15 protein-coding genes are annotated in these 12,380 nt (G+C 63.8%); 10 read left to right on the top strand and 5 right to left on the bottom strand.

The window, feature by feature from the left end:
• Window positions 1-75 precede the first annotated feature (75 nt).
• Both CH273_RS28355 and CH273_RS27575 read right to left on the bottom strand, forming a co-directional pair.
• On the bottom strand, window positions 76-666 hold the full coding sequence (locus CH273_RS28355) for a CsbD family protein (RefSeq protein WP_082073804.1): 591 nt from the start codon (window positions 664-666) through the stop codon (window positions 76-78).
• A 158-nt stretch (window positions 667-824) separates the two neighbouring features.
• The gene (locus tag CH273_RS27575; RefSeq protein ID WP_155290809.1) at window positions 825-986 is read right to left on the bottom strand and encodes a hypothetical protein; all 162 of its coding nucleotides are present in this window, start codon (window positions 984-986) and stop codon (window positions 825-827) included.
• Between the two features lie 232 nt (window positions 987-1,218).
• On the opposite strand from CH273_RS27575, the gene CH273_RS02650 reads away from it, so the two are divergent.
• From CH273_RS02650 to CH273_RS02640, 3 genes are read left to right on the top strand one after another with little or no spacing between them, the layout of a single operon-like run.
• Window positions 1,219-2,787 (top strand): flavin-containing monooxygenase, encoded by a 1,569-nt coding sequence (locus CH273_RS02650; RefSeq protein ID WP_052049801.1) that lies wholly within the window; start codon window positions 1,219-1,221, stop codon window positions 2,785-2,787.
• The gene (locus CH273_RS02645; protein ID WP_082322529.1) at window positions 2,784-3,605 is read left to right on the top strand and encodes an alpha/beta fold hydrolase; all 822 of its coding nucleotides are present in this window, start codon (window positions 2,784-2,786) and stop codon (window positions 3,603-3,605) included. The genes CH273_RS02650 and CH273_RS02645 overlap by 4 nt, the downstream gene beginning before the upstream one ends.
• Complete coding sequence (locus tag CH273_RS02640) at window positions 3,602-4,279, top strand: TetR/AcrR family transcriptional regulator (protein WP_032396111.1); 678 nt, start codon at window positions 3,602-3,604, stop codon at window positions 4,277-4,279. Before CH273_RS02645 ends, CH273_RS02640 begins: the two co-directional genes overlap by 4 nt.
• A gap of 16 nt (window positions 4,280-4,295) precedes the next feature.
• On the opposite strand, the gene CH273_RS02635 is transcribed toward CH273_RS02640, so the two are convergent.
• On the bottom strand, window positions 4,296-5,390 hold the full coding sequence (locus CH273_RS02635; protein WP_052049718.1) for a ferredoxin--NADP reductase: 1,095 nt from the start codon (window positions 5,388-5,390) through the stop codon (window positions 4,296-4,298).
• Between the two features lie 107 nt (window positions 5,391-5,497).
• Here CH273_RS02635 and CH273_RS02630 point away from each other — a divergent pair, with 107 nt between their 5' ends.
• The 7 genes from CH273_RS02630 (at window position 5,498) to CH273_RS02600 (ending at window position 11,581) form a co-directional block, all read left to right on the top strand.
• Window positions 5,498-6,505 (top strand): alpha/beta hydrolase, encoded by a 1,008-nt coding sequence (locus CH273_RS02630; protein ID WP_306436879.1) that lies wholly within the window; start codon window positions 5,498-5,500, stop codon window positions 6,503-6,505.
• Window positions 6,502-7,380 carry an SDR family NAD(P)-dependent oxidoreductase gene (locus CH273_RS02625; RefSeq protein WP_032396110.1) on the top strand — a complete coding sequence of 293 codons (879 nt, stop codon included), beginning with the start codon at window positions 6,502-6,504 and terminating at the stop codon, window positions 7,378-7,380. Before CH273_RS02630 ends, CH273_RS02625 begins: the two co-directional genes overlap by 4 nt.
• A gap of 1 nt (window position 7,381) precedes the next feature.
• Complete coding sequence (locus CH273_RS02620) at window positions 7,382-8,302, top strand: hypothetical protein (protein WP_032396109.1); 921 nt, start codon at window positions 7,382-7,384, stop codon at window positions 8,300-8,302.
• Complete coding sequence (locus CH273_RS02615) at window positions 8,299-9,822, top strand: flavin-containing monooxygenase (protein ID WP_032396108.1); 1,524 nt, start codon at window positions 8,299-8,301, stop codon at window positions 9,820-9,822. Before CH273_RS02620 ends, CH273_RS02615 begins: the two co-directional genes overlap by 4 nt.
• 112 nt (window positions 9,823-9,934) lie before the next feature.
• Complete coding sequence (locus tag CH273_RS02610) at window positions 9,935-10,669, top strand: MerR family transcriptional regulator (protein WP_032396378.1); 735 nt, start codon at window positions 9,935-9,937, stop codon at window positions 10,667-10,669.
• A 79-nt stretch (window positions 10,670-10,748) separates the two neighbouring features.
• A complete protein-coding gene (locus tag CH273_RS02605) occupies window positions 10,749-10,955 on the top strand; it encodes a hypothetical protein (RefSeq protein WP_032396107.1) in 207 nt (68 codons plus the stop codon).
• A 50-nt stretch (window positions 10,956-11,005) separates the two neighbouring features.
• The gene (locus CH273_RS02600; RefSeq protein ID WP_032396106.1) at window positions 11,006-11,581 is read left to right on the top strand and encodes a YdcF family protein; all 576 of its coding nucleotides are present in this window, start codon (window positions 11,006-11,008) and stop codon (window positions 11,579-11,581) included.
• Between the two features lie 10 nt (window positions 11,582-11,591).
• Here the strand turns inward: CH273_RS02600 and CH273_RS02595 are convergent, their stop codons facing one another.
• Together CH273_RS02595 and CH273_RS02590 are read right to left on the bottom strand one after the other, a co-directional pair.
• Window positions 11,592-11,957 (bottom strand): CrcB family protein, encoded by a 366-nt coding sequence (locus CH273_RS02595; protein ID WP_032396105.1) that lies wholly within the window; start codon window positions 11,955-11,957, stop codon window positions 11,592-11,594.
• Window positions 11,954-12,370 carry a fluoride efflux transporter FluC gene (locus CH273_RS02590; protein ID WP_032396104.1) on the bottom strand — a complete coding sequence of 139 codons (417 nt, stop codon included), beginning with the start codon at window positions 12,368-12,370 and terminating at the stop codon, window positions 11,954-11,956. Before CH273_RS02590 ends, CH273_RS02595 begins: the two co-directional genes overlap by 4 nt.
• Window positions 12,371-12,380 lie beyond the last annotated feature (10 nt).

The following is a 12,380-nucleotide window of genomic DNA, read 5'->3' as shown; positions in this document are numbered from 1 at the left end:
TAGGGACGAGAAAGCTGTCGGAACGAGAAAAGCCCCGCCTCGAACGGGAGGCGGGGCTTTTCTGTGCACTTACCTTCAGAAGCTGTGCTTGCGTGCCTTCTTGGCGAGCTTGCGGGTGGTGCGCTTCGACGGAACGAACAGGTGAGCGGCGCTGCGGCGACGGTTGCGTCGACGGATCAGCACGAACGCGACGGCACCGGCTGCGGCTGCGATGGCGGCGATGACCGGAGTGCCGACCTTCGCGGCCTGGGCGACATCGTCGCTGTCGATGTTGCGAACCGTGTTCTTGACGTCGTCGGCGACGGCGGAGGCTTTGTCGGCTGCCTTGTCGGCGACCTGGGAGGCCTTCTCCTTCACATCGTCGACGTCGACGTTCTGGACCTTGTCCTTGACCGTGTCCTTGACATCCTCTGCCACGTCGGCGGCCTTGTCGGCAACGTCGGAGGCTGCGTGCTTGGCTTCCTTGGCGGCATCGGTTGCGGTGTCGGCCACGTTCTCGGCCGCGTCGGACACGGAGTCTGCAGCCTGGTGGGTGTTGGCCTTGGCCTGATCCGTTGCACCCTCGGCGCGGAGGCTGTCGTCACCGGTGGCCTCGCCGACCTTCTCCTTCGCAGTCCCGGCCAGTTCCTCTGCCTTGTGCTGAGCCTTGTCGATGAAGTCGGCCATCGGTGCGTACCTCTTTCGTGTAGGTCGTCTCCGGACATCCGGAGCTGGGGGGCGTCGCGGACGACGCCGATAAGTATGAGTCGATCCGGCTGCTCCGAAACATACGTCCTACAGGAGTGTGATGGGTCACTATCGACGGTCGGGGCTTCCGAGTGAGTTCATCGTTGGCGTAGACGGCTCCGCAGTCGCTTCGGCCAGGTCGACCGCGTCGGCTTGTACGCGCCGGCGAGGGCGCGTCGGTCGAAGTCCATGCCTGCGCCGCGCGAGGTGAACAGAAGGAGAGCGATGACTCCTGCGGCCCCGACCACCACGGGAGTCATCGGGTACTGGTCCCGGTCGAGATGGGGGTGTATCCGGTGAGCTCACGGGTCGTTCCGTGGGCTCCACTCCCAACGGAGGGGGTGAGGTTCATGATGGATTCCTCTCATCGGTATGCGTCGAGGCTGCCATTGACATCGCCACTCGTCAATGGCACATTGTGTGATGTAGGTCGCGATTGCCTGCTCGATCGGTCGAAATCGCGGTGGTGTTCGGCAAACAGTGAGGCGCGGCGTGACGAAAAGCCAAGGTCGGTGGCCCGAGTTCGACGGTTCCGACGACAACGTCGAGGACGTTCTCATCATCGGTGCCGGTATATCGGGCATCGGAGCCGCATATCGCTTGCAGCAGATGGCGCCGGAACTCAGCTACGCAATCCTCGAAGGTCGCGAGCGAGCAGGCGGTACCTGGGATCTGTTCCGATACCCCGGTATTCGCTCCGACAGTGACATCTTCACGTTCTCGTTCCCGCACACGCCGTGGCAGGGCGACACACTGCTCGCTCACGGAGAAGACATCCGCAACTACATCGTCGATACCGCCTACGCCAACGGAATCGACGAGCGCACGCGTTTCTCGACCATGGTCACCGCAGCGAACTGGGACTCGTCGACGGACATGTGGACGGTCGACGCCCTGACGAACGGTGTTCCCACGACCTACCGCAGTCGATTCCTGTTCCTGTGCACCGGCTACTTCGACTATTCGGGCGGGTACACCCCCGACCTTCCCGGGCTGGACGAGTTCACCGGTCAGGTGGTGCATCCGCAGCAGTGGCCCGAGGACCTCGATCACTCCGGCAAGAAGGTCGTCGTGATCGGAAGTGGAGCAACCGCAATCACATTGGTGCCCACGCTTGCGGCCGACGCCGCGTCGGTGACGATGCTGCAGCGCTCACCGACCTACATAGCGTCGCTGCCGATGACCGATCCGTTCACCACGATCACCAAACGCCTGCTTCCGGACACGCTCGCGCACAGCGCACTTCGCTGGCGCAACGCCCTGTTGATGGTCGGTTCCTACCAGCTCTGCCGCCGTGCACCGAAGACGGCCCGCAAGGTCTTTCGCGCGATGACGAAAGCCCAACTGCCGCGAGGGTACGACGTCGACAAGCACTTCAAGCCGACGTACGCCCCATGGGACCAGCGGCTGTGCGTCGTACCCGACGGCGATCTGTTCGAGGCCATCCGCTCCGGTCGAGCGAGCGTGGTGACCGACCGAATCGCCGAGATCACCGCCGACGGCATCCTGCTGGAATCGGGCGACGAAATCCCGGCCGACATCATCGTCACCGCAACGGGATTGAAGCTGCAGGCGTTCGGCGGTATCGAGTTGTCGCTGGACGGTGAGCGGCTCGAAGCGCACGACAAGTTCGTCTACAAGGGCCACATGCTCGAGGACGTACCCAACGTCGCATGGTCCATCGGGTACACGAACGCATCGTGGACGCTCAAGGCGGACATGACAGCGCAGGCTGTGGCCAAACTCCTGGTGTACATGCGATCTCACGGATACACCCATGCGATCCCGGACCGGCAGGGCAAGGCTGTCGACTCTCGTCCGGTCGTCGATCTGGCCGCCGGTTACGTCACGCGGTCTCTGAACGAGCTACCGAAATCGGGGACCGAACGCCCGTGGTCGGTGCGCCAGAACTACATTCTGGACAGAATCGACGCACGGTTCGACGATCTGACGGAATCGATGACGTTCGGCCGTGCGGCGAAGTCGAGCGCGGCTGGAACGGACTCGTCGGGAACGACGAACGTGTATCGCATCCAGCCGAGAAAGATCGGTATGCAGTGACGTCGGACATCGATGGACTCACCCTGGCTCACACGATCCGGGGCGAGGGCCCTACCTTGGTGCTCATTCACGGCATCGTGCACCGGCAACACGCGTGGGACAGCGTCGTCGAGACTCTGGCACGGCACCGGCGAGTGGTGACGGTGGATCTGCCCGGCCACGGAGCGTCACCGGAATTACCCACCGAGGAATTCGACCTCGGTCCGTGGATCGTGGCAGAGCTCGAGCGCTTCCTCGAGCACGTGGCCGTGGACGGTGAGAAGCCGCACGTGGCCGGAAATTCGCTGGGTGGGTACTTCGCACTCGAGCTCGCGGCCCGTGGGTCGGTCGCTTCGGCCACCGCACTCTCACCGGCGGGCTTCTTCCGCGGCCACTGGGATCAGACACGAGCACTGCTCGTCTTTCGCTTTCTCAGGGCCGCGTCCCGGGTCATCGGTCCGATCGCACCGGCCGTCATGAGGAACGTCGTCGGTCGTACGATCGCCAACGGCGTGTTCTACGCCAGGCCGTGGCGAGTTCCGGCGGCGACGGCCACGATCGACGCGCTGAGCATCACCACCAACCGTGCGATCGACGCAGCGGGTAACGCGGTGCCGCGCTTCAGCGTTCCGGTCGACGAGACCGTTCCCGTCACCGTCGCGTGGGGGCGTCGCGACTGGGTTCTGCCGGTGTACCAGGCACCGCTGGTGCGTCGAATCTTTCCGCAGGCCGACGTGACGACGTACCCGGGGCTCGGACACGTGCCGATGTCGGACGATCCGGAGTTGGTGGCGTCGATTCTGCTGAGGGGATCACGAGCGGTATCGCAATCGGCATGAGCGTGGCGGTGAAGGTGGACGGTCGTAGCGACCGGTGGCGCGAGCACAGAATCACCCGGCGACGTGAACTGCTCGATCGCACACTGGCAGCAATTCGCGAGCACGGACACGACGTGGGCATGGATGCCATCGCCTCCGCGAACGGTGTCTCGAAAACCGTTCTGTACAAACATTTCACCGACAAGAAGGGTCTCGCCGACGCCGCGATGGCTCGATACGTCGAGACTGCACTGATGCCTCGGATCCAGGACGCGATGTCCGAGGACCTCGACGAGTACCGGCTCACCCGCGCAGTGATCGGTGCCTACGTCACGACGGTCGCCACCGATCCCGACATCTACATCTACGTCCACGCCAACAATGCAGTCAGCGGCAATCATGAGATCATCACCGCAGCGGAGGGGCTGATCGCAGACTTGCTGGCCACGGTCATCATCGACAGATTCGGAGAGCGCGAGTTCTCGACGGCCGGCTCGATGCCCATCGCATTCGCCATGATCGGTGCGGTCCGGCTGGCATCGCACTGGTGGATCTTCGATCGAACCATGACGGCCGACGAACTCGTCGACTACCTCACCATGATGGTCTGGGGCGGAATCGCGGGCATAGCGCGCGCTGCGGGATCGGCTGCGACCTTCACGTCGGAGCCTCACTCGCTGACGCTCGAGGGCTGAGCGCCCCACTCCGGCATCAGCGGTCGAACACCGCGCGAACCGTCGTCGAATCGGGCACGGACTGGCACGCCAATCGGACGCCGTGCTGGAGTTCGTACTCGTCGAGAGTCTCGTTCGCGAGCATGGTCACGGTGCCCTCGGTGAGCGTGTAGGCACACCCGCCGCAGGTTCCTTCGCGGCACACGTACGGCGGATCGAGACCTAGTTCGAGCAGGCGGTCGAGCAGCTTCGTGTCCGCATTCCAGGTGAACTCGGTGTCCATTCCGTCGATCTCGACCCGAGCGGTGACGGAGTTCGCATCGGTTCGGTGGGGCAACTCGGTGTCGGCGGTCCGAAACGGATTGGACTCGAAGGAGGAGAACACCTCTCGATGGGTTCTGTTCGCGGTCGTGCCGGTGCGGGTGAGCCATTCCTCGGCGACGTTCATGTACTGCGCAGGCCCGCACAGGAACGCCTCGCATTCGTCGGGAACTGTCGCGTCCATCGACGCCAGTCCGACAGCGGTGGGCAGCCCCGAATCCGAGGTGTACCAATGGTGAATGTCGAGACGATCGGGAAAGCGAGACCGTAGTTCGGTCAGCTGCTCCCCGAAGATCACCGAGTCACGGTTCTGGTTGGCGTAGACGAGGGTGATCCGATTGTCGTGCTCGAACAGGGCGGTCTTGACGATCGACATGATCGGGGTGATCCCGCTGCCTGCGGCCATGAGGACGAAATCCACGTCCCAGCTCTCGGGTCCGAACATGCCCGACGGTTTAAGCGCCCTCAGTCGCATCCCGCGAACGGCGTTGTCGTGCAACCAGTGTGACGCCACTCCGCCCTGGATGCGCTTCACTGTCACGGTGGGGAGCAGGTCACGGACGGGGGAGCTCGAGAAGGAGTAGCAGCGGGCCACCGAACCGCCGACGGTGCACGGAATCTCGAGGGTGAGAAATTGACCCGGCTCGTAGCGAAACCGGTATTCGTGGTCCTCGGGGACCCTGAAACCGAGAGAGATCGCATCGTCGATTTCGTAGGTCACCTCGGCGATCTCCACCTCGAAGATCCTGTCCTCGGGACCGATGGCAGAGGTATCGAGATCCGCCGATGGTGAGCTCTCGAAAATCGTCACGTGTGCTCGCTCTCCTTGCGTACATGGTGTCGGCCGTCACTGTTCCACACTTCACCACCAATTAATAGGCCATTGACAAATGGCGAATAGGGGGTGACAGTGATCACGTGACCTCGACCATCGACGACGATCATCTGCCGCACGGCGTATCGCGATCAGGCTGCAGGCGAACACGTCTCGCTGCCGTGACGACTCGGCTGCTTCTGCGTCCGGTGACGAACCTGCTTCCGACCTCCCGCGGCGGCATCGAGTTCTCTCGACGCCTCGTCGCCACCTCGATGAACCTGTTCGGCCCTGTGCCGAAGGGAACGACGGTGGACCTGGTGGCCGACGGCTCGGTGCGCGGCGAATGGGTACGAGCGCCCGGCCGAACGCCGGGGCAGCGAGTGATCCTCTACATCCACGGCAGTGCCTACGTCATCTGCTCGGCGCGGACGCATCGTGGTCTGACCGCGAGGCTGTCCAGGTCCACCGGCCTGCCGGTGTTCACGGTGGACTATCGGCTCGCCCCGGAACACCCGTTTCCCGCGGCGGCCGACGATCTCGAAGCCGCGTACCGCTGGCTGCTGAGTCAGGGGTACGACGCTGCGAACATCGTCATCGCCGGGGACTCGGCCGGTGGCCACCTGGCCGCAGACCTGCTGATCGAGAACGACCGGACCGGCACGCCGCAACCGGGAGCGATGGTGCTGTTCTCGCCGCTGATCGATCTCGATTTCGAGCTCTCGGCCCGGATGGAGCGCATACGGACGGACCCGATGATCTCGGCGAAGGCGGCGCGAGGACTGGTCTCGCTCTACACGGACGGCCACGACGCGAGCCTCCCGCGACTACGGCTCGATCTCGGCCGTGTGCGAGAGCTGCCACCGACGCTGATCCAGGTGGGCGGAGCCGAGATGCTGCGGGGCGATGCGCGGCATCTGCACTCGATGATCGACCAGGCAGGAGGCAGCAGCGAACTCGAAATCTGGCCCGATCAGATGCACGTGTTCCAGGCCCTCCCACGGTTGATACCCGAGGCCGAACATGCGCTCGAGCGTGCAGCCCAGTTCGTCACCAGGGCACTCGACAGTCAAGTCGAACAACATGATTCGAAGGAACAGGTGAGCAGATGAGGACCAAGACCGGGAAACCCTCGTACGGATCGAGAGCGGTGGTGACCGGCGCGGGCAGCGGCATCGGCCGTGCGTTCGCGCTGGAACTGGCTCGTCGCGGAGGAGCCGTCATGTGCGCCGACATCTCGTTGCCGCGAGCGCAGGAGACCGTCGCGATGGTGAACGCTCTCGGCGGCACCGGATACGTCGTCGAATGCGATGTGTCGATTCGCGAGAACGTCGAGGAGCTGGCGCTGCGGGCCGGCATCGAATTCGACGGGCCCACCACGGTGGTCATCAACAACGCAGGCGTTGGAATCGGCGGAAAGCCGGTCGGCAGCATCGGTTTCGAGGACTGGAACTGGGCTCTGGGAATCAACCTCTGGGGTGTGATCCACGGCTGCGAGGTGTTCACCCCTGGACTGCGTGCCGCCGGTGAGGGCGGGATCATCAACGTCGCGTCCGCGGCAGGCTTTGCCGCTGCGCCGCTGATGGGTCCGTACAACGTCGGCAAGGCCGCAGTGATGAGCCTGTCGGAAACGATGGCGGCGGAGCTGTCGGGTACCGGTGTACGGGTGTCGGTTCTGTGCCCGACGTTCGTCAAGACCAACGTGGCCGTCGACGGCCGGATCACCGCCGGCTCGTCGCGGCTGGCCGAGTTCGCGATGCGCTGGACCGGACGGTCTCCCGACAAGATCGCTGCCCGAACCCTCGACGCCTTCGACCGGGGTCGGCTCTACGTCGTGCCCCAGTTCGACGCCAAGGCAGTCTGGCGATTCAAGAGACTGCTGCCCGCGGTCTACGTGCGTTTTCTCGGGTTGCTCAATCGTGTGATGCCCGCCGAGCAGCAGCAGGCGAAGAACGAATCTTTCACCTCGACGACCACAGGAGCCTGACATGGCAATGGATTTCGAAGACATGTTGACCAAGATCAAGGACCGTCAGTGGGCCTTGGCGGACATCGACTGGGACGGCCCCGGCGCCGAGACCATCGGTCCCGAGCTGCACGCCAAACTCAAGCCCTTCATGTCGGATCTGATGTGGATCGAGAACGTGGGCGCTCGTGGTTTCGCGGCGATGGCGCTCAAGGCTCCGAACGAGACGCTGGCGGAGATCTATCGCTACTTCCACGCCGAGGAGCAGAAGCACGCCAACGCCGAGCTCGCTCTCATGCGTCGTTGGGGCATGCTCGACGGCGACGAGATGCCCGAGCCCAACATCAACGTCAAGCTCGTGATCGACTGGCTCGACAAGCATTCCGACGGATTGTCGCTGGCCGTGCTGGGCACCGTCATACCGATGCTCGAGGTGGCACTGGACGGCGCGCTGGTGAAATTCATCATGGACGAGATCGAGGATCCGGTCTGTCAGGCGGTCTTCAAGAAGATCAACTCCGACGAATCACGCCACCTGGCAGTCGATTTCGCGGTCATCGAACTGCTCGGTCATTCGCGGATGCGCAAGATCTTGGTCGACACCGTCGGGGCGTGGATGAACCCCGCCCTCATCGTCGGCACACTGCGGTACATCCCGCTGCTGAACAAGATGCGCGACAACATCGTCGAGATGGGCGTCGACGAGGAGCGGCTGTACACCGCGATGAAGCGATTCAAGAGTGTCGGGGAACGCAGCCCGGTGGCCTTGCGGGTACCGATGTATCGCATCGTGCAGTGGCACGGCAGCATCGTGATCAACCGCAAGCACCCGTACCACGTCCTGGCGGACGGGCTGGTGAAGCTCACTCGCCGATACCCGAGCAGGACACTCAATTCCGAGCCGACCTGGGCCAAGGAACTGACCTACGAGCCCGTCGCATGAGCAAGTTCGACGTGCGCGAAGCCGTACTCGACGCGGTGATCGTCGGTGCAGGTTTCGCCGGAATCGGCTCCGCCATCCGACTGCGCAACAGGGGTATCGAGAGCTTCGTCATCCTCGAACGCGGCAGCGCCGTCGGCGGAACCTGGCGCGACAACACCTATCCGGGCGCGGCGTGCGACATCCCGTCCCGGTTGTACTCGTACAGTTTTGCGCCCAATCCGAACTGGTCGCACACCTACTCCGGTAGTAGCGAGATTCTCGACTACATCCACACGATGGTCGACGAGTTCGACATCGAGTCGCGTATTCGATTCGGGCACAACGTCGTCGACATCATCTGGAACGAGGCGTCCGGGCACTGGCACCTGAGCATCGACGGGCATGCCGATGTTCGGGCACGCACCGTGGTCATGGCGTCGGGGCCGCTCGCCAACGCCAGCCTGCCGAACATCCGCGGAATCGACACCTACGAGGGGCGCAAGATTCACAGTGCTCGGTGGGATCACGACTACGACTTCGCGGGTAAGAAGGTCGCCGTCGTCGGAACCGGAGCGAGCGCCGTGCAGATCGTTCCCGAACTGGTGAAGATCGCCGATACGGTCAAGGTGTTCCAGCGCACCCCCGGGTGGACGCTGCCCCGAGTCAATCGGAGAACGCGGAACAGCACGCAGCGTCTGTACGCGCGGTTCCCGCAGGCCCAGACCCTGGCCCGGTCGCTGTGGTTCTGGGGTCACGAATCCGTCGCACTCGGTGTCGTGTGGAAGACCCCGTTGACACGCATCGTCGAAACGGTCGGGCGAGCCCATCTGCGCCGTCAGGTTCGCGATCCCTGGCTGAGGCGGCAGCTGACACCTCGCTTCCGGGCCGGCTGCAAGCGACTGCTGATGACCAGCGACTACTACCCGGCGCTGCAGAAGCCGAACTGCACGCTGGTGACCTGGCCGATCGCGACGCTCTCGCCCAAGGGAATTCGGACCGTGGAAGGAATCGAGCACCAATTCGACGCGATCGTGTTCGCCACCGGATTCGACGTCTCGAATACCGGGACTCCCATACCGATCACCGGACGCGACGGTCGGGTGCTGGCCGACGAGTGGAGCGCAGGGGCCAAGGCGTACAAGAGTATTGCGGTATCGGGCTATCCGAACATGTACTTCACGTTCGGTCCCAACTCCGGCCCGGGGCACAGTTCGGCGCTGGTGTACATGGAGGCGCAGATCGATTACCTCGTCGAGGCGATCTCTCTCGTGCTCGAGGGAAATCTGCACAGCGCCGATGTACGCCAGGACGTCCAGGATGCGTACAACGAGGACATGCATCGCAAACTCGCCAAGACGACCTGGAATTCCGGTTGCAGCAGTTGGTATCTCACCGAGGACGGCTTCAACGCCACCATGTTCCCCGGCTTCGCCACCCAGTACGTCGATCAACTCCGCCACGTCGAGCAGGACGACTTCACCATCGTTCCGCGCCGCGTCGACGTGCCGCTCGAACCGGCACGGGCCGTCGCCCGGTCGTGAATTGCTCCGGAGCAAGCCCGTCGCCGTGCTGACGTTCGGACTGCGATCCTCCTTCCGCCGCGTTGTCGACGTATATCCTGTGGGTCGACGCGCGGCGGAGGTAGGGAGCTCGGTGGAGTATCGAATCGACGACTTGGCCCGAGAGGCCAAGACGACCACTCGCAACGTGCGGGCGTACCAGGAACGCGGTCTGCTGCCGCCGCCCACGCTCCGAGGACGAGTCGGCATCTACAACGACGACCACCTGACGCGACTGAAAGTGATCGACTCGCTGCTCCAGCGGGGTTTCACCTCGGCGCACATCGCGGATTTCCTCTCGGGCTGGGAGCAGGGCAAGGACCTGGAAGAGATACTTGGCCTGCAGGAAATCGTGACTCGCAAGTGGTCGTCGGCCGAGACCACGATCATTCCCGTCGAACTGATCGCGCAATTTCTCGGCGAGGACAACGACGACATCGTTGCCCGACTGATCGAAGCGAAACTGATCAGAATCGACGGGGACCAATGCGAGATTCTCGACCCCACCCTCCTCGAGGTGTTCGTCGATCTGAGCCAGTACGGCTTCACCCTGGAACAACTGCTCGACCAACACGAACGAACCGCCTCGAAGATGAACGCCATCGCCGAGTCGATGGTGGGCAGCGTGACCGACCACCTGATCGCGCAACACGGTCCCGGCTGGCTCCCCAAATCGGGGGAGGTGGCCGAGACGACCGAGATGTTCGAGAAGATGCGCGCACTGGCGATGAAATCGGCACAGGCAGAACTCGCCCGCGCCCTCGATCGCGTCCAGGAACAGGCACTGAGCGACTACCTGTCGCAGACGTTGGCCAGACAGAACGACTAGACACAGTTTGAAGACTGCGACAATCGGACATACCTGGCTCCCGACAGCCGAACGGCGGCTGACCGCCTAAGGGGGCACCATGAGGTTCGTAACACTGATCGTTCTCGTCTGGTTGATCATCGGCGCATTCGCGTCGTACCAGCGCGGAGATTTCGAGAGCGCACCGGAGAACTGCGCAGGCGCAGGCACCATTGCGCTGACCGTCGTCGCAGGCCCGCTCAACTACTTCGGTATCAACCCCGAGGTGACCGACTGCAACGTCACGGTTCCGCAGCCGAGTGAGTGATGTGAGTCGCTGACCGCGCGCCCGCGGAGCGCCTTCCCTAACCTGGGGAGGTGTTCCGCGGACGCCTGCTGCTGTTTCTCGCCTTCGCGATCCCTGTTGTCCTGGTGTCCGCGATCGGTGTCGGCGGATACGTCACGTTCACCAAGGCTCGCGTCGATCCGCTGACCACGGCCGACGCGATCGTCGTACTGGGCGGTGAACACGACGGCCGCGAGGCCTACGGAATCTCGCTCGCCGAACAGGGTCTGGCGAAGACGGTTGTGCTCTCCGACCCCTACGGATCCGGTGACTCGACGATGAAGAAGGCGTGTGCCACATCGTCACAGAAGTTCGAGGTGCTGTGTATCCCGCCGGTTCCGTCGACCACGCGCGGAGAGGCCATCTTCACCCAGGAACTCGCCCGCGAACGCGGGTGGAACCACGTCATCGTCGTCACCTGGCGATATCACCTGCCGCGCGCCCGCTACATCTTCGATCGATGCTTCGACGGCACCGTCACCATGCGTCCGACGCCACGCTCCTACGACTTCTCCCTCGTCGAATGGGAATTCACCTACCTCTATCAGATCGCCGGATTCGTCAAGGCCGGACTGCAGGGGTCGTGCGAGGACTCGACGAGCGACTGACGGATCCGAGTCAGGCGATCTTGTGATAGAGCGTGATCCCGGACTTCCACGCCAGGAACCCGAACATCACCGCGGCGATACCGCCCACCACATTGGCCGCGAAGAACGTTGCAGCGCTGCGATACTGCTGATCCCGAGTGAGCCGAAGCGTGGCCAGCACCACGGTGGCCATCGGGGCCACCGAGGCCAGAAATCCGACGCCCACGAGCGAACGAAACCGGTCCGGTGGATCGAGCGCGAACACCAGTCCCAAGGCCGCGCACGCCACCAGATTCAGTGCGGACAACCGTCGCCGAGACCTGATCGCGTGCGAGAACACGAACTGCCCGAGCGCAGCGAGTCCGCCTCCGGCGGCCACCAGGAGCATCGTCGTCATCGAGCGCTGCCCGTCCTCGGCCTCGTGATCGCCGCGCCGAATGCCATCGCGAGGAGCGCCACCACCGGTGTGGCCAGCAGATAGACCACCGAATTCCATGCACCACGATGCGTCACGGCGTGGAATGCGTACAGACCGAACGTGGTGAACCCGCACGCCAGCCCGAACACTGTTGCACGGGCAACCGGAGCCGGTCGGCCCCACAGATACCCCAACGCCGCACCGACGACGAGGCATCCGAACACGTTCACTCCGAACGTGCTCACCAGCAGCCACCTCGGCGATGCCCGCCACGTCCAGACCTCGTACCGCAACGCCGCACCGACCGCGCCGCCGACCGTGACCGCGACGTATTCGCCGGCCGAACGACGGCGAGATTCGCGACGGTTCGCGCTGTGCAGTCCCTCGATCACCGAAGCGAGC

This window comes from Rhodococcus sp. 05-339-2 (assembly GCF_002258965.1).
Taxonomy (GTDB): Bacteria; Actinomycetota; Actinomycetes; order Mycobacteriales; family Mycobacteriaceae; genus Rhodococcoides.
This window is presented reverse-complemented; position numbering and strand designations above follow the sequence as displayed.

Coding starts and splice junctions, on each gene's coding strand:
- CH273_RS28355 (WP_082073804.1), bottom strand. CDS start 666: ATGGCCGACTTCATCGACAAGGCTCAGCACAAGGCAGAGGAACTGGCC.
- CH273_RS27575 (WP_155290809.1), bottom strand. CDS start 986: ATGACTCCCGTGGTGGTCGGGGCCGCAGGAGTCATCGCTCTCCTTCTG.
- CH273_RS02640 (WP_032396111.1), top strand. CDS start 3,602: ATGAGCGTGGCGGTGAAGGTGGACGGTCGTAGCGACCGGTGGCGCGAG.
- CH273_RS02625 (WP_032396110.1), top strand. CDS start 6,502: ATGAGGACCAAGACCGGGAAACCCTCGTACGGATCGAGAGCGGTGGTG.
- CH273_RS02620 (WP_032396109.1), top strand. CDS start 7,382: ATGGCAATGGATTTCGAAGACATGTTGACCAAGATCAAGGACCGTCAG.
- CH273_RS02615 (WP_032396108.1), top strand. CDS start 8,299: ATGAGCAAGTTCGACGTGCGCGAAGCCGTACTCGACGCGGTGATCGTC.
- CH273_RS02605 (WP_032396107.1), top strand. CDS start 10,749: ATGAGGTTCGTAACACTGATCGTTCTCGTCTGGTTGATCATCGGCGCA.
- CH273_RS02595 (WP_032396105.1), bottom strand. CDS start 11,957: ATGACGACGATGCTCCTGGTGGCCGCCGGAGGCGGACTCGCTGCGCTC.